At 59.4% G+C, this 18085-nt stretch carries 21 protein-coding genes; 1 reads left to right on the top strand and 20 read right to left on the bottom strand.

Annotated elements, in window-relative coordinates; genetic code table 11:
- Positions 1-101: 101 nt before the first annotated feature.
- Together ldtA and fusA are read right to left on the bottom strand one after the other, a co-directional pair.
- Complete coding sequence (ldtA, locus tag Y71_RS09545; protein WP_007371337.1) at positions 102-1046, bottom strand: L,D-transpeptidase; 945 nt, start codon at positions 1044-1046, stop codon at positions 102-104.
- Between the two features lie 183 nt (positions 1047-1229).
- Positions 1230-3332, bottom strand: a complete 2103-nt coding sequence (gene fusA, locus Y71_RS09540; RefSeq protein ID WP_007371336.1) for an elongation factor G — start codon at positions 3330-3332, stop codon at positions 1230-1232.
- A gap of 221 nt (positions 3333-3553) precedes the next feature.
- On the opposite strand from fusA, the gene Y71_RS09535 reads away from it, so the two are divergent.
- Positions 3554-3865, top strand: coding sequence for an ArsR/SmtB family transcription factor (locus tag Y71_RS09535; protein WP_007371335.1), 312 nt, complete (start codon positions 3554-3556; stop codon positions 3863-3865).
- Positions 3866-3956: 91 nt separating this feature from the next.
- Here the strand turns inward: Y71_RS09535 and cobT are convergent, their stop codons facing one another.
- Genes cobT through Y71_RS09445 form a run of 18 tightly spaced genes read right to left on the bottom strand, consistent with a single transcriptional unit; the run spans position 3957 to position 18083 of the window.
- Positions 3957-5015, bottom strand: coding sequence for a nicotinate-nucleotide--dimethylbenzimidazole phosphoribosyltransferase (gene cobT / locus Y71_RS09530; protein ID WP_007371334.1), 1059 nt, complete (start codon positions 5013-5015; stop codon positions 3957-3959).
- A 27-nt stretch (positions 5016-5042) separates the two neighbouring features.
- A complete protein-coding gene (gene cobS / locus Y71_RS09525; RefSeq protein ID WP_007371333.1) occupies positions 5043-5780 on the bottom strand; it encodes an adenosylcobinamide-GDP ribazoletransferase in 738 nt (245 codons plus the stop codon).
- A complete protein-coding gene (cobU, locus tag Y71_RS09520; RefSeq protein ID WP_007371332.1) occupies positions 5777-6322 on the bottom strand; it encodes a bifunctional adenosylcobinamide kinase/adenosylcobinamide-phosphate guanylyltransferase in 546 nt (181 codons plus the stop codon). The genes cobS and cobU overlap by 4 nt, the downstream gene beginning before the upstream one ends.
- On the bottom strand, positions 6316-7839 hold the full coding sequence (locus Y71_RS09515) for a cobyric acid synthase (protein WP_007371331.1): 1524 nt from the start codon (positions 7837-7839) through the stop codon (positions 6316-6318). The genes cobU and Y71_RS09515 overlap by 7 nt, the downstream gene beginning before the upstream one ends.
- Complete coding sequence (locus tag Y71_RS09510) at positions 7836-8651, bottom strand: energy-coupling factor ABC transporter ATP-binding protein (RefSeq protein WP_007371330.1); 816 nt, start codon at positions 8649-8651, stop codon at positions 7836-7838. The genes Y71_RS09515 and Y71_RS09510 overlap by 4 nt, the downstream gene beginning before the upstream one ends.
- A gap of 9 nt (positions 8652-8660) precedes the next feature.
- The gene (locus Y71_RS09505) at positions 8661-9341 is read right to left on the bottom strand and encodes an energy-coupling factor ABC transporter transmembrane protein (protein WP_035942415.1); all 681 of its coding nucleotides are present in this window, start codon (positions 9339-9341) and stop codon (positions 8661-8663) included.
- Positions 9325-9606: an energy-coupling factor ABC transporter substrate-binding protein gene (locus Y71_RS09500; protein WP_007371328.1), complete on the bottom strand. Its 282-nt coding sequence runs from the start codon at positions 9604-9606 to the stop codon at positions 9325-9327. The genes Y71_RS09505 and Y71_RS09500 overlap by 17 nt, the downstream gene beginning before the upstream one ends.
- A gap of 1 nt (position 9607) precedes the next feature.
- Positions 9608-10342, bottom strand: coding sequence for a cobalt ECF transporter S component CbiM (cbiM, locus tag Y71_RS09495; protein ID WP_035942186.1), 735 nt, complete (start codon positions 10340-10342; stop codon positions 9608-9610).
- Complete coding sequence (locus Y71_RS09490) at positions 10339-11049, bottom strand: cobalt-factor II C(20)-methyltransferase (protein ID WP_007371326.1); 711 nt, start codon at positions 11047-11049, stop codon at positions 10339-10341. Before Y71_RS09490 ends, cbiM begins: the two co-directional genes overlap by 4 nt.
- Entirely contained in the window at positions 11046-11840 is a 795-nt protein-coding gene (gene cbiK, locus Y71_RS09485; protein ID WP_007371325.1) for a sirohydrochlorin cobaltochelatase, read from the bottom strand. Before cbiK ends, Y71_RS09490 begins: the two co-directional genes overlap by 4 nt.
- A 10-nt stretch (positions 11841-11850) precedes the next feature.
- Entirely contained in the window at positions 11851-12633 is a 783-nt protein-coding gene (locus Y71_RS09480; protein ID WP_035942183.1) for a cobalt-precorrin-6A reductase, read from the bottom strand.
- Entirely contained in the window at positions 12633-13358 is a 726-nt protein-coding gene (locus Y71_RS09475; protein ID WP_007371323.1) for a precorrin-3B C(17)-methyltransferase, read from the bottom strand. The genes Y71_RS09480 and Y71_RS09475 overlap by 1 nt, the downstream gene beginning before the upstream one ends.
- On the bottom strand, positions 13358-14413 hold the full coding sequence (gene cbiG / locus Y71_RS09470; RefSeq protein WP_007371322.1) for a cobalt-precorrin 5A hydrolase: 1056 nt from the start codon (positions 14411-14413) through the stop codon (positions 13358-13360). Before cbiG ends, Y71_RS09475 begins: the two co-directional genes overlap by 1 nt.
- On the bottom strand, positions 14394-15167 hold the full coding sequence (locus Y71_RS09465; protein WP_007371321.1) for a cobalt-precorrin-4 methyltransferase: 774 nt from the start codon (positions 15165-15167) through the stop codon (positions 14394-14396). The genes cbiG and Y71_RS09465 overlap by 20 nt, the downstream gene beginning before the upstream one ends.
- Positions 15160-15729, bottom strand: a complete 570-nt coding sequence (locus Y71_RS09460; RefSeq protein WP_007371320.1) for a decarboxylating cobalt-precorrin-6B (C(15))-methyltransferase — start codon at positions 15727-15729, stop codon at positions 15160-15162. Before Y71_RS09460 ends, Y71_RS09465 begins: the two co-directional genes overlap by 8 nt.
- Positions 15719-16324 (bottom strand): cobalt-precorrin-7 (C(5))-methyltransferase, encoded by a 606-nt coding sequence (locus tag Y71_RS09455; protein WP_007371319.1) that lies wholly within the window; start codon positions 16322-16324, stop codon positions 15719-15721. Before Y71_RS09455 ends, Y71_RS09460 begins: the two co-directional genes overlap by 11 nt.
- Complete coding sequence (gene cbiD / locus Y71_RS09450; protein WP_007371318.1) at positions 16318-17454, bottom strand: cobalt-precorrin-5B (C(1))-methyltransferase CbiD; 1137 nt, start codon at positions 17452-17454, stop codon at positions 16318-16320. The genes Y71_RS09455 and cbiD overlap by 7 nt, the downstream gene beginning before the upstream one ends.
- Positions 17451-18083: a cobalt-precorrin-8 methylmutase gene (locus Y71_RS09445; RefSeq protein WP_007371317.1), complete on the bottom strand. Its 633-nt coding sequence runs from the start codon at positions 18081-18083 to the stop codon at positions 17451-17453. The genes cbiD and Y71_RS09445 overlap by 4 nt, the downstream gene beginning before the upstream one ends.
- Positions 18084-18085: the final 2 nt, after the last annotated feature.

Raw genomic sequence — 18085 nt, 5'->3', positions numbered from 1 at the left:
ACAAAATCATTATTCAACAAAAATAAAAACATAAATAACCCACAATTACTTCACTTTGTGGATTTTATTTTTCAGGATATTTCAATACTAAAATCGCGCCGCTACAGGCGCTGTTTATCAATCTGCCCGGTCTGAATACTGATATTCACCGGCATCCCTGAACGGCGTTCAAGCTCGGCTGATGCCCGGCTGGCATTAACCTCATCGCCTTTCATCAGCGCATGCAGTACCGGCGTGGCCGGGAGCGGAACTTTATTGCTGGATTCAAATTCCGTGCGATTGCGCGAGAGCGGTTCGTGAACCTCCAGCCAGCGGCTGCCGTCTGGCTCGGTGGTCATTTTCACCGGTTGATCGATAACCTGCACGCGCGTCCCGACCGGAACGTTATCAAACAGATATTTGATATCTGCATTACGCAGGCGAATACAGCCCTGGCTGACGCGTAAACCAATACCGAAGTTGGCATTAGTACCGTGAATGGCATACAGCTTGCCGATATAGATGGCATACAGCCCCATCGGGTTATCCGGCCCGGCGGGCACAAAAGCGGGCAAGGTTTTCCCCTCTGCAGCATAGGCTTTACGGGTGTTTGGCGTCGGCGTCCAGGTCGGCCCTTCTTGTTTACGTTCCACTGCGGTAACCCAGTTGCGCGGCGTTTCGCGCCCCGCCTGACCAATGCCAATCGGCATGATCTCCACCGTGTTGCTCTCTTTCGGGTAATAGTAGAGGCGCATCTCCGCGACGTTGACAACAATGCCTTCACGTACCGTATCGGGCAAGATGATCTGCTGCGGAATAATCAGCTGCGAACCCGCTTTCGGCAAGAACGGATCAGCATCGGGGTTCGCTTCCAGCAAATTGCTCAACCCTTGCCCGTATTTCGCGGCAAAGGCTTCCAGCGGCAACGTATTGCCCTGCTCGATAGTGATGGTTTGCGGGCTTCCCACCAGCCGGCTGCCCTCGGGCGGCAAAGGGTAGCTGACCGCCAGCGCAGCGCGGGTGGAGATCAGGGCAAGCAGGCAGCAAAGCAGTTTTACACGGCGCATGGCAGCATTCCTTAAAAACGGCGAAGACAGGATAAGCATAGCCCGCTTTGTGCATTTTCTGCTTTTTTACAGCACGTTATGACGCAGCGATAAAACGAGCGCGACCGGTTTATCGTGCGTAGCGAATACTGTACGGGCAATAAAAAACCCCGCCGCAGCGGGGTTTGGGGTCAGAATATCATGTCAGGCTTTGGCGCGGCTGGCGATGATCTCATCCGCCACATTGCGCGGCGCTTCCGCGTAGTGGTGGAACTCCATGCTGTAGGTTGCACGCCCCTGCGACATGGATCGCAGCGTGGTGGAGTAACCGAACATCTCGGCCAGCGGCACGTCAGCGCGGATAATCTGGCTGCCGAAGCGCTCTTCCATGCCCTGCACCATACCGCGACGGGAAGAGAGATCGCCCATAATGTTACCGGCGTACTCTTCCGGCGTTTCCACTTCCACATGCATCACCGGCTCCAGAATAGCCGGATCCGCTTTGCGCGCGCCCTCTTTGAAACCAAAGATGGCCGCCATGCGGAACGCCATTTCCGACGAGTCGACATCGTGGTAGGAACCGAAGGTCAGCGTCGCTTTCACATCCACCACCGGATAACCGGCCAGCACACCGCTGTTCATGGCTTCGCGCAGCCCTTTCTCCACGGATGGAATATACTCGCGCGGCACCACGCCGCCTTTGGTGGCGTCTTCAAAGACAAAGCCGCTACCCGGCTCCAGCGGTTCGAGCGTCAGCACCACGTGGCCATACTGCCCTTTACCACCGGACTGGCGAACAAACTTGCCTTCAATGTCTTTCACCGTTTTACGCAGCGTTTCACGGTAAGTCACCTGCGGGCGACCGATGTTCGCTTCCACGCCGAATTCGCGTTTCATACGGTCGACGATAATCTCCAGATGCAGTTCGCCCATACCGGAAATGATCGTCTGGCCGGACTCTTCATCCGTGTGCAGACGGAATGACGGGTCTTCAGAGGCCAGCCGTTGCAGCGCGATACCCATTTTTTCCTGGTCCGCTTTGGTTTTCGGCTCGATAGCCAGCGAAATCACCGGCTCCGGGAATTCCATACGTTCCAACGTGATCACCGCATCCGGGTCACTTAAGGTATCGCCAGTGGTGACATCTTTCAGCCCGACACAGGCTGCGATATCGCCCGCGCGCAGTTCATCCACTTCATGACGATCGTTGGCATGCATCTGCACGATACGCCCGATACGCTCTTTCTTACCCTTAACCGGGTTGTAGACCGCATCGCCTTTTTTCAGCACGCCGGAATAGACGCGGATAAAAGTGAGCTGGCCGACATACGGGTCAGTCATCAGTTTAAACGCCAGCGCCGAGAACGGTTCGTCATCGCTCGGGTGACGTTCCGCCGGTTGGCCTTTTTCATCCACGCCCTGAATGGCAGGAATATCCAGCGGCGACGGCATCAGTTCGACAACCGCATCAAGCATGCGCTGCACTCCTTTGTTTTTAAAGGCGCTGCCGCACAGCATCGGCTGGATCTCACCGGCGATCGTACGTTTGCGCAGACCGGCAATAATGTCGGCTTCGTCCAGCGAACCGGTTTCCAGATATTTATCCATCAGCTCTTCGCTGGCTTCCGCCGCCGCAGAGACCATTTTTTCACGCCACTCCAGCGCGGTTGCCTGTAATTCTTCCGGCACTGGCGCGTAGCTGAAAACCATACCCTGCGTGGCGTCATCCCAGATGATTTCACGCATTTTGATCAAATCCACTACGCCGGTGAAATGCTCTTCAGCGCCAATCGGGATGACGATCGGCACCGGATTGGCTTTCAGACGATCGATCATCATCTGCACCACGCGGAAGAAATCCGCACCGGGGCGGTCCATCTTGTTGACGAAAGCCAGACGCGGCACGTGATATTTGTTGGCCTGGCGCCAGACGGTTTCCGATTGCGGCTGCACACCGCCTACCGAGTCATACACCATCACTGCGCCGTCGAGCACGCGCATGGAACGTTCCACTTCAATGGTGAAATCCACGTGCCCGGGGGTGTCGATAATGTTGATGCGGTGCGGCTCATAACTTCTGTCCATTCCGGGCCAGAAGCAGCTCACTGCAGCGGAAGTAATGGTGATCCCGCGCTCCTGCTCCTGCGCCATCCAGTCGGTTGTTGCCGCGCCATCGTGTACTTCCCCCAGCTTGTGGCTCATCCCGGTGTAAAACAGGATGCGCTCGGTGGTAGTGGTTTTACCGGCATCGATATGCGCGGAGATACCGATGTTGCGATAACGTTCGAGGGGGATGGGTCGGGGCATGATGCGTCCTTAGTCATTTGACTATCAGTTCACGGCCGGAATTGGCCGCAGTTCATTGGCATGTATCATAGTACAACTGTACGAGTATATTCGAACTATTTTTGCTATTATTACGATTGGTTGGGCCACGATTGAGGTCGTGGCTTTAAAAATCGAGTTTGCGTATAGTACCGGCCCGGCCGCGACGTTCTTACACCAGGCCATCGCCACACAGGAATATTATGATCGCTAACCACCCAGAACGTGAGCAATTCCGCCTGGAAAATGTGCTCTTCGCCCTCGGCAACCCGCTGCGCCTGGCGATGATCAAACGGCTCGCCGATGGGGCTGAACTGAGCTGTAATACGTTGCGGCCGCAGGATGTGGCGAAATCGACCATGACGCATCACTGGCGCGTACTGCGCGACAGCGGCGTGGTCTGGCAGCGCCCGCAGGGGCGGGAAAATATGATTTCGCTGCGCCGGGAAGATCTGGACGCCTGCTTCCCGGGGCTGCTGGATACGCTGTTGCAGGTGATGCAACAGGAAGGGTGAGTTGCCGGATAGCGGCTTCGCCTTATCCGGCCTACGGTAAGCGAACCCGCTTCACAGGACGGATAAGCGCTTCGCGCCATCCGGCAAAATTCTATTTCGTTTCCGGTAATACGATATTGCTCGCCGCCAGCGTGCCCATCTTGTTGTAAATCGCGCAGGCAGCATCCACCAGTTGCATCGCCAGCGCCGCACCACTGCCTTCCCCCAGTCGCATGCCCATATTGAAATAGGGCTCCAGGCCTAAATGTTCGAGCGCAATGCGCGCACCTTTTTCGGCTGAGAGATGCGACGGGATCAGATACGGCTTCACCTGCGGCGCGATACGGCAGGCGGCCAGCGCCGAGGCGTAAGAGAGGAAACCATCGAGCACCACCGGCAAACCGCAGGTTGCCGCGCCGAGGATCACCCCGGTCATGCCAAGCAGATCATAACCGCCCACTTTCGCCAGCACATCAAGGCCATCGGCAACATCCGGCTGGTTCACTGCAATGGCTCTGCGCACCACCTGCGCTTTATGCCCGAGCAGCGTTTCCGGCAGATTGGCGCCAATACCCACCACCGATTCCGGCTCTTCACCGGTCAGCACGCTGACAATCGCTGCGGCTGGCGTGGTGTTGGCCATCCCCAGTTCGCCGACGCCAAACAGCGTCACGCCCTGCGCTGCCAGCTCGCGGGTATAGCGCATCGTTTCCAGCAGCAGTTCCTGCGCCTGACTGCGGCTCATCGCCGGGCCGCTGGCGATATTCCCGCTGCCGCGCGCTACCTTCATATTGACGAGGCCCGGGATCGGATCGGCATCAATACCGACGTCCAGTACGTGCACTTTTGCTCCAGCTTGCGCCGCCAGCACACAAACACCCGTGGTGCCTTGCGTCATGTTCGCCGCCTGAATTGCGGTCACCACCTGCGGTGAAATCGCCACGCCTTCATGCCAGACACCGTGATCGGCGCACATCACCACAATCGCTTTTTCAGCGATCTGCGGCGTACCATTCAGCCCCGGCATACCGGCCAGTTGTACCGCTAATACTTCCAGTCGCCCCAGGCTGCCTGGCGGCTTCAGTAAACCATCCAGATGAACCCGGGCCTGCGCCATCGCCACGTCATCGGGTACCGGAATGCTTGCCAGTAATGTCGTTAATGTCTGCATGCTGTTTCTCATTATGTTGTGGGCTGTTTATAACAGCGCCAGAAGAAAAATCAGTTCGCCAAGCTCAATGGCGGCGCCGAGCGTATCGCCGGTCTGCCCGCCAAGCGTGCGCTTCAACATCTGCCCGAGCAGAAATACCGCCGCCAGAGTCACCAGCAGCGCCACGATCCCTTTCGCGCCCAGCAGCCCAAGCGTGACCAGCGCGGTAATGATGAGCGTGACTGACGTATCGCGCCCCGACACTTTGCCGATAAACAGATTGCCGAGCCCCTCTTCGCGGGCGTAGCGATGACCGAACATCAGTAGCACCGCGCAGCCGCGCCCGGCGGCACAGGCCGCCGCCAGCGCCGCGATCATCGGCGCGTCACGCAGTTGCAGTTCGCTAAGAGTGAGGATTTTCGCTGCCAGCACAAACACCAGCGCCAGACCGCCATGCGTGCCGAGACGGCTGTCGCGCATGATCTCCAGCATCCGCTCACGCCGCCGGGCGGAAAAAACGCCGTCGCAGGTATCGGCAAGGCCATCAAGATGAAACCCGCCGGTCAGCAACGCCAGCGCCAGCACGCAGAACAGCGCCGCCAGCGGTGCGCCGCACCACGGCTGCAATATCACCAGTACGCCGCCGCTAATAGCGCCCAGCAGTACGCCGACGAGGGGAAAAGTGACAATCCCGCGCACATAATCGGCGACATCCAGCCCCTGCACCCAGCGCTCCGGCATCGGCAGACGGCTGATAAATGACAGCGTGGCGAAGAACAGTTTCATTTGATTTTGACTCCTATCCCGGACACCACCAGCCAGACGTGATCCGCCGCCTGCGCCAGCCGCTGATTGACACGCCCGGCAATATCGCGGAAATGCCGCGCGAGGCGGTTTTCCGGCACAATCCCCATCCCCACTTCATTGGTGACCAGCACCACCGGCGACGGGCAGGCCGCGCAGGCGGCTATCAGCGCCTCAATTTCCTGCTGCACCTGCGTTTCCAGCGCGGCGTAATCCCACTGTTCCGGGTCACTCTCGCCGCCAAAGGCAAACAGCAGATTGGTCGTCAGCGTAGTGATGCACTCCAGCAGCACGGCTTCGCGGCTATCGTTGTCGGGAGTAATGATTTCTGCCAGCTGCTGCCAGCGCTCTTCGGTACGCCAGTGGGCCGGACGGCTCGCCCGGTGGTGCGCAATACGTGCCGCCATCTCCTGATCAAAGATCTGCGAAGTGGCGATATAGAGTACGCGGCTGGCGTCTGCAACCAGCGACTCGGCGTGGCGGCTCTTGCCGCTGCGCGCCCCGCCGGTAACAAGGGTTAACATGTTTGCTCCTGATGTTGCTGCATAATCTGGTAGATACGATCGATATCGACATGCTTGCGCATGGCGTCGGCGAGGATATCAAACTGCTGCGCTTTATAATCGGCATAATTTACGGCGATATCGAGCGGCCCCAATCCTTTACGCTCGCGCAGGCCATTCAGCAACGTGCGGGTAAACGCATCGCTGTCAAACAGGCCGTGCAGATAAGTGCCAAACACCAGACCGTCATCGCTGACCGCACCATCCGCCACGCGCTGACCGTTTTTCTCTAACCACAGCGCCGGACGACAACCGCTTTGCAACGTTGTTTCGCCCATATGAATCTCATATCCGCGCAGCGCCAGCCCGGCGCAGTTCGCCAGCCAGCCGGGCAGCGTCTCCTGCAAACGGGCCTCAACAAGCGTGGTGGTTTTATCCTGTGCGAAATGGGTCACGGTATTGAGCAACCCCAGCCCCGGCTGCGTACCCAGCCCGGATTCCACCTCATCGACGATCGTCTCGCCGAGCATCTGATAACCACCGCAAACGCCGATCGTCGGAACGCCCGCGCGATGCCTGGCAAGCACCGATTTCGCCAGCCCGCTTTCGCGCAGCCAGTTCAGATCGCCAAGGGTGTTTTTACTGCCCGGTAAAATCACCAGATCCGCGTCCTGCAAGGCATCGGGCGAGCGCACGTAGTGCACGCGCACATCCGGCTGCGCGGCCAGCGCGTTAAAATCGGTGAAGTTGGAAATATGCGGAAACTGCACCACCGCAATATCCAACGCCCGCTCGGCGGTGTTCAGGTATTTGCCACGTTGCAGCGCCACGCCATCTTCATCTTCGAGATCGACCTCCAGCCACGGCATCACACCGATAACCGGAACGCCCGTCAGTTCTTCAATCTGTTTTATGCCCGGCGTCAGTAGCACGACGTCACCGCGAAATTTATTGATGATCACCCCTTTTACTCGCCAGCGTTCATGCGGCTGGAGCAGCGCCAGCGTGCCGTAAATGGCCGCAAAAACGCCGCCGCGATCGATATCCGCCACCAGGATAACCGGGCAGGCTGCCATCTCCGCCATGCCCATATTGACGATATCCCGATCGCGCAGGTTGATCTCCGCCGGGCTGCCTGCCCCTTCCAGCACCAGCGCCTCGTATTCCTGCGCCAGGCTTTGCCAGACGCGCATAATTTGAGCACGCAGATGGGGTTTGTAGTCGTGATAGCTGACGGCATCCATGTCGGTCGCCACCTTGCCCATCAACACCACCTGCGCTTTACGGTCGCTGGTGGGTTTAAGCAACACCGGGTTCATACGCACATCCGGCACGATACCCGCCGCTTCCGCCTGGAATATTTGCGCGCGCCCCATCTCCTGGCCATCCGGCGTGATACCGGAATTGAGCGCCATATTCTGCGATTTAAAGGGGGCGGTTTTCAGCCCATCCTGATAAAAAATGCGGCACAGCCCGGCCACCAGCACGCTTTTACCTACATCTGAGGCGGTGCCCTGCAACATAATTGCCAGCGTCATGACGCCTCCTTAACCCGCATCGCCCGCATGCGGGCATAAAATTCATCTTCACTTTTACACAGCGGCAAACCCAGCTCGCTGTGCAGTTTTACCAGCCACGGCTGCGTCAGACCGGCTTTCTCAACCAGCGCGCGGCGGGCAAACACCTCGCCGGGCGTTCCCTGCGTCAGGCATTCGCCGTGATGCAGCACATAGACTGCATCACAAATTTCATAAATCAAATCAATATCGTGGCTGGAGATCACCACATGATTCCCCTGCGCGACAATACGGCGGATGATCGCGATCATCTGCGCGCGCCCGGCGGGATCAAGACCCGCTGTGGGCTCATCCAGCAGCAGATATTTTGCCTGCATCACCAGCGCGCCAGCGATAGCGACACGCTTTTTCTGCCCGTGACTCAGGCACTGGATTGGCTGCTGACGGAAGGAGTGCGCATCCACAAGCGTCAGGGCGTCATCGACGCGGCGCGCGATCTCCGCTTCCTCCACGCCAATGTTGCGCAGGCTAAAGACGATGTCGCTGTCGATATCGGTATAGAAGATCTGCTGATCGGGATCCTGAAATACAGTAGTCACCTGCTGGCGCAGCGCCAGCAGCCCGCGCTTGCTGTAATCGAGCGGTTTTCCCTGCCACAGCACCGCCCCTTTTTGCGGGCGCAGGATACCACTCAGGTTCATAAACAGCGTCGATTTACCGCAGCCGTTCGCGCCGATCAGCCCGGTCACCGGCTGGCGGGAAAAATCGAGCGTCAGCCCTTGCAGCGTCGGCGCATCCTGGTAGCTGAACCACAGATTTTCACATGCCAGCATGCCTTGTCCCTACAGGTGAAAATCACCCTGATAAAGTTTGATATCCAGCGTGGTCACCAGCGCTTTGTAGCGCAACAGCACGCGGGTAAATAACAGGCTCACCAGCATCGCCAACGAACGGTAGCTCAGCGGCAAGGTACGATAACCAAAGCGCAGTGTTTGCGCACGATGAAGCGCCGCCGCCTCTTCGAGCAGAATAAAAATAAAGCGCCAGGTGAGCAGGATCTGTTCGGTCAGCAATCGCGGCACGCGCCCGCGTTTGAGCAAGACAATCAGTTGCGGAAAGGTCAGATTGAGCACCAGCCAGAAGGTTGCCGCCAGCGCGGCGAGACTGCGCCATAACGTGCTGTTGGCTGATGCCAGCCCCTGCGGCGTTACGCCGATCCAGACGCTGCCCAGATGCACGCCATACAATAACGGCTGCGGCTCACGCGTCACGCTGAACAGAATTGTCACCACACCAACCAGCAAAAAGCCCATCGGCAGAGCCATCCAGCGCAGCCAGCGCCAGAGCGAGACGCGCAGCAGCCAGCAGGTGAACATCGCCAGCGCTACCAGCAACACTCCCTGCCCGAACGGCGGCAGAGAAAAGGCCAGCACCATCATCAATAACCAGAACAGGAATTTACGCTCCGGCGCCACGTGAAACCAGCGGCTCTGGTAGCTCAGCCGATCAAGACCGTTTGCGATCACGCTGCCTGCCTTTCATATAACCGAGGATATAGAAAATGACCGCTGTGCCAATCGAGCCTTGCAGGGTAAAAAGCAGGCTTTCAATTTCGCCGCTTGCTGGCGCATACAGCGGCTGGAACCACGGCTGGTAATGGGGCGCAATCGCCAGGATCTGGCTTTCCGCCTGGTTGTCGGAACCATTATATTCACCGCCGTGATTGATAAAGAACGGCAGCACCATCAGGGCGATCACCATCGCCAGCAGAATCAGGGTCTTTTTCATCTTAATGCCCCCTTACGGAGATCAACTGTCGTTTGGTGAGCTGATCGTAAATCATCACCGTCAACAACCCTTCCGCGATGGCAATCGGAATTTGCGTCAGGCAAAAGATGCCCATAAATTTCACGATCGAGCCAGTTGCCCCAGTTTGTGGATCCGGGAATGCCACGCCCAGTTGCAGCGAGGTAATGAAGTAGGTCGCCAGATCTGCCAGCATGGCGCAGAGAAACACCGCCACATCGCGGCGGAAACCCGCCCGGTAGGCCAGTTTCCACACCACATAGCCGACAACAGGGCCAATGACCGCCATCGACATGCCGTTGGCGCCAAGCGTGGTCAGCCCGCCGTGCGCCAGCAACAGCGCCTGAAACAGCAGCACAATCGCGCCAAGAATCGCCACCACGCCGGGGCCAAACAAAATTACCGCCAGCCCGACGCCGGTCGGGTGCGAGCAGCTGCCGGTCACCGACGGGATCTTCAGCGCCGACAGGACAAAAATAAACGCACCGCACAGCGCCAGCAGTACCTTCTGGTTGGTATCGTCTGCCACAATGCGGCGCAGACACACCAGCCCGTACCACAGGCACGGCAGGAACAGCACCCACCACGCCAGCGCCCACATCGGCGGCAGAAACCCCTCCATAATGTGCATGGCGAAGGCCTCCTGCGGCACCACCATCAGCAGCAGCGCCGCGGCAAGCCCGCTGCAGGACAACTGTTTCAGTTGTTGCGTTTTCATCTTCTCTCCCACTGTTTATTCACCAGAATGGTCGAAAAATAGGGCAGCGGCTGGTCATCGCGAACCTCGCTAAGCTGCCGCCAGCACTGCTCGCCGGGCAGGGTGGCTTCCGCCATCATCAGGGCGTGCTCCAGCAGCTCCGCTTGCGCCAGCAACGCTTTGATACGGGCAAAACGGCCATAGACTTTCATCAGTACCAGGCTGTCGTATTGCTGTAACGCCTGGCGGATTTCATCTTCCGGCGCGGTGCAGGACACCACGCCCAGCGACTGTTGCTCCATCGCCAGTGGCACCTGCGCACGCGCGGCAATGGCGGCAAACGACGTGACGCCTGGTACAATCTCCAGCCACTGCGGCTGGCCAAGCCGTTGCAGCAGGAATACCCAGGTGCTGAACAGCATCGCATCGCCGAGGGTAATAAACCCCACCTGTTTACCGGCCCGCACTTCCGCTGCCAGCGCGGCGGCGACCTCGTCCCACACCGCTTCTTTTTCTGCGCTGTCAGCGCTCATTGGAAAGTGGCAGCAGCGTACTTCGGTCTGCGCGCCGAGGTACTCGCGCACAATGGAAAGCGCCAGGCTGTCGCCGCCTTTGCGCCCGGCCGGGGCATACAGCACATCGAGCTTTCCAAGAATGCGCGCGCCGCGCACGGTGATCAGATCGGTAGCACCTGGACCGGTGCTCAGCGCGTAAAGTTTACCGCTCATGCTGCGGCCTCCATCACTTGCGCCAGCGCCTGATGCAGATGCTGGACAAACATCGCACGCACATCGGCATTCTCGCCTAAGCCCTGTAACCACGGCGTCGCGGCAATACCGACGCGCTCAAACTGCGTCTTCCACGAATCATCGTCATCGGACGCCATGTCGTTGATCGCATGGTCGCCCGCCACCAGCATCAGCGGCATCAGGTGCACCGCTTTCACCCCTTCATGACGCAGGCCGTCGATCAGCAGATCGATTTCCGGGTAACTCTCCACCGCGCCAACACGCGCCGGAAAACGGTACGCCGCCATCATATGGTCGAGGCAGGCGTAAGCGGCAAAAGCGTGATGGCTGGCGCCGTGACCCATAAACACCACGCGCTCATCGGCCGCGACCTGCGGCATCTGCCGGGAGAGCGCCTGCATCAGATGCAGATAATCGTCGTGGCTGTTGAGCAGCGGCGCGCCAATCACCAGCCGTTTGAACAGCGAGCGCAGTGTCTGGACTTCACGAACGATTTTTTCGTATTCGTCGCCGTTGATAATGTGCAGCGACTGGATCGCCACGTCCTGATACCCCTGCTCCGCCAGCTTTTGCAGCGCCTCCAGCGGCGTGTCGATATGCAGGTTGTCGCGCTGTTTGAGCTTGCGAATGATCATCCCGGAGGTAAAAGCGCGAAACAGCGCACGATCCGGGCAGCTTGCCGCCAGATCGCGCTCGCAGGCGACGATGTTCTTTTCACAGGTGTCGCGATAGCTGGTGCCAAAGCTCACCACCAGAAGGGCTTTCTTCATTCTGTTCTCCTCACTGTGCCGCCAGCCAGCGTTGCAAGCGTCCGGCAAAGTCATCCTGACTGTTGAGTAACTCATCGCCCACGACCAGCGGTTGCGGCCGGGCAATCACAATGCACGGGATGCCAGCATCCAGCGCAGGCTGTACTTTTTCCAGATAACCGCCTTCCGCGCCGGAGGCTTTGGTGATCATCACTTCAACGCGGTACTGGCGATAAAACGCGGCGTTAAATTCAGCGTTAAACGGGCCGCACAGCGCGAAGACCTCCCCCACGCCAAAACCCAGTTCTGCGCACTGCGCCAGCACATCCGCCACGGGCAGCACCCGTGCCAGCAGCGTTTTCCCCGGCAATCCGTCGCGCCAGCGCGCCAGATCTTTGCTGCCGGTGGTCAGCAAGATACGCTCACCCAGATTACGGGCTTTGTCGCAGGCTTCCTCCAGTGTGGCGACGTTGAACAGCAGCGGATGTTGCAGCTCCGGCAGTTGCTCCGGGCGCTGATAACGGCTCAGCAACACCTGCGCCGCGTTGCAGGCGTAGGCAATATTGCGGCTGACCACGTCGGCGTAGGGGTGCGAAGCATCGATCACCCAGCGCGTATCGTTCTGTTTGAGCCAGCTAACCATCTCGCCCAGCTCCAGCCGTCCGCAGCGCACCTGACCGCGAATGTTGCCCGCCAGCTGCGCGCCGGTCGGCGTGGCGACCGACAGCGTGTAACGCACTCCGGCTTCATCCAGTTGCTGGCAAATCAGCCGCGCATCGCTGGTACCGCCAATCACCAGCACCTCGCCTGCCATCACAGGGTGTAGCCTCGCGGAGTGATCATCAGACCGTTTTGCACATAGGTGGCGCGGTTACCGACAATCACCAGGCTGGTCATATCAACGGGTGCAAAATCCATCTCGCCGAGCGTGGTCAGCCATTTTTCCTCTTTTTTGCGCCCGGCAGATTTCACCACGCCCACCGGCGTGTTGGCGCTTTTGCTGGCCGCCAGCAGTTCGAATGCCCGCGCCAGATGCCCTTCGCGGCCCCGGCTTCGCGGGTTGTAGAAGCAGATAACGAAATCCGCCTCGCCGGCTGCGATAATGCGTTTTTCGATAACCGGCCACGGCGTCATCAGGTCGCTCAGGCTGATATGGCAGAAGTCGTGCATCAACGGCGCGCCCAGCAGTGCAGCGGCGGCGATACTGGCGGTCATCCCCGGCACCAGCCGCACTTCCACATCCAGCTGTTGCTTGTTGACCAGTTCGAGTACCAGCCCGGCCATGCCATAGATCCCGGCGTCACCGCTGCTGACCAGCGCCACGTTATGCCCGGCCTGCGCCAGCTCAATCGCCGCCTGGCAGCGCTCAATCTCTTTGCACATACCGGTTTTGATCACCTGCTTATCGCCGGTGAAGGCTTTAACAAGGTGCGTGTAGGTTTTGTAGCCCACCACAATTTCCGCTGCCTGTAGCGCTTCGATGGCCTCCATGGTCATCATTGCCTGTGAGCCGGGGCCAATCCCGATTACCGTTAACATCAGTGCGAAACTCCCAAAGTAATTGTCACGCCCTGCTCCCGCAGGGTCTCACCGACCAGTTGCCCCTGGCTCATCAGCCAGGCTGCCGGCCCGGAAACACTCCCCACGCCCGCGGTCTGCCGGACAAAGTCCGAGGCCGGAAAGCGATGCTCGTGCTCACGCAGCGCCTGCGCGGTAAAAATTTCAAACGGCACCCGCAGGCTCTCCGCCAGTTGCAGTAACCCTTTCTCATCCTGCTTTAAGCTGATGCTGCCAATCGCCCGCAGCGCCAGCGGATCGAAGGCCTGCGCCTGCAACTGGCGTTGCAGTAACGCCGACAGCAAGGCAAAAGGCGTATCGCGCCGACAGCCAATGCCCGCGACCACGCGCTTTGGCACCAGCTTGAACACCGGCACGGGCAGCGCAGGCAGTTGCGCCCGGAGGGAGACGCAGACCAGCCCGTCCAGTTCCGGCAGAGCGTCAAGGCACGTGACGGGGATAAAACCTCGCGTATCACAGCTTGCCACTTCCTCACGCAGCGCCTCTTCACACCACAGGCCGATGCGTTTACCGCTGACCAGCATGTGGTTGATGGTCTTTACCGCCGCGCGAAAATCGTCCATCCGCGCATCAAGCTGACAGGCCAGCGTGTCCAGCGCCGCCAGTTCGTTTACATCGGTCGCCGTGGTAATCACCGGATCGGCATCCAGTACGCCCGCCAGATAACGCGTCAGCGCGTTTCCGCCGCCGTAGTGGCCGGAAAGCAGACTGATCGCATGCTGGCCGCGTTCATCAATGACGATCACCGCCGGATCGAGAAATTTGTCGTTGACCAGCGGAGCAATCGCCCGAACGGCAATGCCCGTTGCGCCAATAAACACCACTGCCGGGTAGTGGCAAAAGGCCTCGCGCAAGGTCTGCGCAAAGCTGCCTGCAAAAGGCTGAAAGCCGTCGGTGAGCAGCTTCTCGCTGGTAAAACAGGTCATCGGCAGCACCGCTTTCAGACGGTTCGCCAGTGCCACGCCACCCGGCGTCAGGCAGAACAGCGCAATCGATTCAGGCTTTACGGTATTCATGGCTGAAATCCGCCGCATACAGCCGCGAGTAGTGGTACTCCTCGCCAAGAAATGCGCCAACGAGGATCAGCGCGGTTTTACGGATGCCAGCTTCACGCACTTTGTCGCCGATATCCGCCAGCGTGCCGCGTACCGTCTGGCTCTGTGGCCATGTGGCTTTGTAGATCACCGCCACCGGCGTGGTCTGCGGATAGCCGCCTTCGATTAAGCGCTCCGCCACGCGATGGATGCGCTGCACGGAAAGGTAGATAGCCATCGACGTCTGATGGCTGGCGAAGGATTCAAGCTGCTCGCGCTCCGGCACCGGCGTACGCCCTTCCAGGCGGGTAATGATCAGACTCTGCGACACTTCCGGTACGGTGTACTCAACGCCCAATTCTGCCGCCGCGCCGAGAAACGCGCTGACGCCCGGCACGACCTGCCAGCGGATGCCGCGCCGGGTCAGTTCTTCACCCTGCTCGCGCACCGAGCCGTAAAGCGAAACATCGCCGGTTTGCAGACGCACCACGACTTTCCCGGCTTTCACTCCGGCTTCCATCAGGTCGATAATTTGCTCAAGATGCAGTTCGGCGCTGTCATGACATGCCGCGCCAGCCGGGCAATATTCCAACAGCTCGGTGTTGATGAGCGATCCGGCGTAAATCACCACCTGAGCCTGTTGCAACAGCCGGTAGCCTTTCAGGGTGATCAGTTCACGATCGCCCGGCCCGGCGCCGACAAACCAGACCGTTTGTGCATCAGCGTTATCAGGCATGCTGCTTCTCCTTTTCGCAGGAAATCAAAAAGACAGGGTTATTCGCTTTGAAGTAATGACCGCTGCCCAGCCCGGTGAGCAGGGAGACCTGGATTTGCTGGCAATCCAGCCCGGCAACCCGGCGGGTGCGCAGGTGTGAGAGCGCGCTGTTAAGGTTCTCCTGCAAAATAAAGGTCATCACCAGCCGTCCTCCGGGGTGAAGCTGCGCCAGCGACCAGTCAATCAGTTGCGCCAGGTTGCCGCCGCTGCCGCCGATAAACACCGCATCGGCAAGCCGCTCGACAAACAGCGGCGCTGCGCCGGTGACGATGGCAATGTTGCGACAGCCAAAGTGCAGGCAGTTATCTTCCAGCAGGCCCAGCGCCGCCGGGTTACGCTCGATGGCGGTGACCTGCAAGCCCGGGTGCGCCAGCGCCGCTTCAATGCTGACGCTGCCGGTACCCGCGCCGATATCGATCAGGTGCTGCGCGCGATGCAACTCCAGCTTCGACAGCGCCAGCGCACGCACCGCCTCTTTGGTCATCGGCACCTTTTCACTACGGATAAACAGCTCATCTTTCATTGAGGATCACCACCACATTCATTGCATATTCGGCCTGTACTTCCGCCGGACGCAGCCGGTGGATGCGCTCATCGTCCAGCCCTAAGTTTTCCCCGATCACCAGCCAGCACTTTTCTGCGCCGCGCGCCAGCAATGCCTCTGCAATCGCTTTTGGTCCGCACTTTGCGTCAGTGACCATCGCCACTTTGTGGGCGCGGGCTAACGCGTCGAAATCCACTGCCCGCCCGTGGCTGCTGGTGAGCCAGATGTCATTCATATCGATACCCGTGCGCGCGCAGAGATATTGCACGGCGCTGATGCCGGGAATAATGCGCAACTGCCCGATACCGAAATGCGCCACCAGCCGGGTGCCGATGCCGTAAAACAGCGGATCGCCGGAAGCCAGCACCACCACGCGCCGCTGCTGTTGCTGCTCAAGCCACGTCAGCAGGCCGGGGATGTCAGCATCCAGTACGCGAACTTCACCGCGAAAATCGGCAAACTGCGCCAGGTGGCGTTTGCCGCCGACCAGCACGTCGGCCTGCGCCACGGCCTCCAGCGCCTGCGGCGTCATCAGCGCGAGGTTACCCGGCCCCATGCCGGCAATGGTCAACATTTCAGATCTCCGGCAATCTCTTCAACCGGGCGATTCGCGCCCAGCACTTTGTTATCAAAAGAGAACAGCACCGCATCACACTGCGGCGGGTTTTGCGTGAAACGCAGCATCTGCGCGATGCGCAGGCAGATCCGCTGCGCCAGATGCGTGTAAAGATGGCTGAACCCGGCAGCATCGATGTACTCCATTGCCGCTTCGGTGGTGTCGCAGTCGCTGACCTTCAGCAGCAGATCATGTGGCGCGCCGAGCAGCGCCAGGTGTGCGACCAGCGTCTCCATCCGCGCATCCGCGATATGGCTATGGGTATGAAAAATACCGGCGGCGATTTTCACCAGCTTGCCGGGATGGCCGACCAGCACGATCTGCCGGTAGCCCAGACGCACCGCCTCTTCAATCATGTAGCCAACGAAGTTGCTCATCGTCACGACCAGCTCGCCGGAGACGCCAAGCTGCTCACGCACGAAGCGTTCGCCGTGGTTGCCCGGGACGAGGATCACCCGTTCCATTCCGCCCGCGCGTTTTAGCTCCAGCTCCAGCGACAGCGAGCGTTTCCAGCTCTCTTCCGACATTGGCGTCACGATACCGGTGGTACCGATAATCGAAATACCGCCAAGAATGCCGAGCCTGCCGTTGTAGGTTTTCTTCGCCCGCTCTTCGCCTTCCGGGGCGAAAATTTCCACCTGCGCGCCGCGCGTGGGGCCAATCACTTCGCGGACAGCGGCTTCGATGGTCTGGCGCGGCGTGCGGTTGATCGCCGCTTCCCCCACAGCGAGGCCAATACCTTTGCGGGTGACGGTGCCCACGCCTTCACCGCCGCGCAGAACAATCTGGTCATCCTCGGTGAGCGTGACGCGGGCAAAGATCAGCATGCCGTGGGTGGCATCCACATCGTCGCCGCCGTCTTTGCGAATGGCGGCAATCGCCTGCTGACCTTCAATATGCGGCGATTCCACATTCAGATGCAGGGTGACGCCGGAGGGGGTGACAATCGAGACCTGGTGAATAATGTGCTGGCGCAGCACCATCAACGCCGCGACTTTTGCCGCTGCGGTGGCGCAGGAACCGGTGGTATAGCCTTTGCGCAGGGCTTTACCGTTGTGCCACACCGGGTCGTCGAAGGCCTGGCTCATTGCGCCGCCTGCAAGTGATAGAGCAGCGCATTAATAATCGCCGCCGCCACATTGCTGCCGCCCTTGCGACCCTGCGCGGCAATGGCGGGCAAACCGCTCTCTACCAGCGCCTCTTTCGATTCCGCAGCGCCAACAAAACCGACTGGCACACCGACCACGCCGCTGACCGGCACCTTGTGTTCCAGCAGGCGGAACAACGCCGTGGGCGCATTGCCGAAAACAAAGATTTTCTCTTCTGCTTCCGTCAGCGCCAGATCGACCGCCGCCATCGAACGGGTGATCCCCTCCTCTTTGGCTTTACGCACCACGCGCGGATCGGAGATGTAGCAACGCACTTCGCCGCCGAACTCCGCCAGCAGCCGCTTATTAATGCCGGAAAGCGCCATTGTGGTGTCGGTATAAAGGGTGCAGCCTTGCGTTATCGCCCCGCACAGACGTTGCAGCGCATCACTGGAAAACCACAGAATATCGAGCCAGTCGAAATCAGCGGTGGTGTGGATGACCCGTTTGATTACCGCTTCATGCAGCGGGCTGGCAAAACGAAAATCGGGGCGGGTTTGCTGGATAATCTCGCCGATAATGACAAAACTTTTGGCTTCAATAGCCTGCGGTTGCTGCAAATAATCCATCG

Source organism: Kosakonia radicincitans DSM 16656 (genome assembly GCF_000280495.2).
Lineage (GTDB): Bacteria > Pseudomonadota > Gammaproteobacteria > Enterobacterales > Enterobacteriaceae > Kosakonia > Kosakonia radicincitans.
Note: the sequence above shows the minus strand (reverse complement) of the source record. Positions and strands in the feature narration are given on the sequence as shown.

Coding starts and splice junctions, on each gene's coding strand:
- ldtA (WP_007371337.1), bottom strand. CDS start 1,046: ATGCGCCGTGTAAAACTGCTTTGCTGCCTGCTTGCCCTGATCTCCACC.
- fusA (WP_007371336.1), bottom strand. CDS start 3,332: ATGCCCCGACCCATCCCCCTCGAACGTTATCGCAACATCGGTATCTCC.
- Y71_RS09535 (WP_007371335.1), top strand. CDS start 3,554: ATGATCGCTAACCACCCAGAACGTGAGCAATTCCGCCTGGAAAATGTG.
- cobT (WP_007371334.1), bottom strand. CDS start 5,015: ATGCAGACATTAACGACATTACTGGCAAGCATTCCGGTACCCGATGAC.
- cobS (WP_007371333.1), bottom strand. CDS start 5,780: ATGAAACTGTTCTTCGCCACGCTGTCATTTATCAGCCGTCTGCCGATG.
- cobU (WP_007371332.1), bottom strand. CDS start 6,322: ATGTTAACCCTTGTTACCGGCGGGGCGCGCAGCGGCAAGAGCCGCCAC.
- Y71_RS09515 (WP_007371331.1), bottom strand. CDS start 7,839: ATGACGCTGGCAATTATGTTGCAGGGCACCGCCTCAGATGTAGGTAAA.
- Y71_RS09510 (WP_007371330.1), bottom strand. CDS start 8,651: ATGCTGGCATGTGAAAATCTGTGGTTCAGCTACCAGGATGCGCCGACG.
- Y71_RS09500 (WP_007371328.1), bottom strand. CDS start 9,606: ATGAAAAAGACCCTGATTCTGCTGGCGATGGTGATCGCCCTGATGGTG.
- cbiM (WP_035942186.1), bottom strand. CDS start 10,342: ATGAAAACGCAACAACTGAAACAGTTGTCCTGCAGCGGGCTTGCCGCG.
- Y71_RS09490 (WP_007371326.1), bottom strand. CDS start 11,049: ATGAGCGGTAAACTTTACGCGCTGAGCACCGGTCCAGGTGCTACCGAT.
- cbiK (WP_007371325.1), bottom strand. CDS start 11,840: ATGAAGAAAGCCCTTCTGGTGGTGAGCTTTGGCACCAGCTATCGCGAC.
- Y71_RS09480 (WP_035942183.1), bottom strand. CDS start 12,633: ATGGCAGGCGAGGTGCTGGTGATTGGCGGTACCAGCGATGCGCGGCTG.
- Y71_RS09475 (WP_007371323.1), bottom strand. CDS start 13,358: ATGTTAACGGTAATCGGGATTGGCCCCGGCTCACAGGCAATGATGACC.
- cbiG (WP_007371322.1), bottom strand. CDS start 14,413: ATGAATACCGTAAAGCCTGAATCGATTGCGCTGTTCTGCCTGACGCCG.
- Y71_RS09465 (WP_007371321.1), bottom strand. CDS start 15,167: ATGCCTGATAACGCTGATGCACAAACGGTCTGGTTTGTCGGCGCCGGG.
- Y71_RS09460 (WP_007371320.1), bottom strand. CDS start 15,729: ATGAAAGATGAGCTGTTTATCCGTAGTGAAAAGGTGCCGATGACCAAA.
- Y71_RS09455 (WP_007371319.1), bottom strand. CDS start 16,324: ATGTTGACCATTGCCGGCATGGGGCCGGGTAACCTCGCGCTGATGACG.
- cbiD (WP_007371318.1), bottom strand. CDS start 17,454: ATGAGCCAGGCCTTCGACGACCCGGTGTGGCACAACGGTAAAGCCCTG.
- Y71_RS09445 (WP_007371317.1), bottom strand. CDS start 18,083: ATGGATTATTTGCAGCAACCGCAGGCTATTGAAGCCAAAAGTTTTGTC.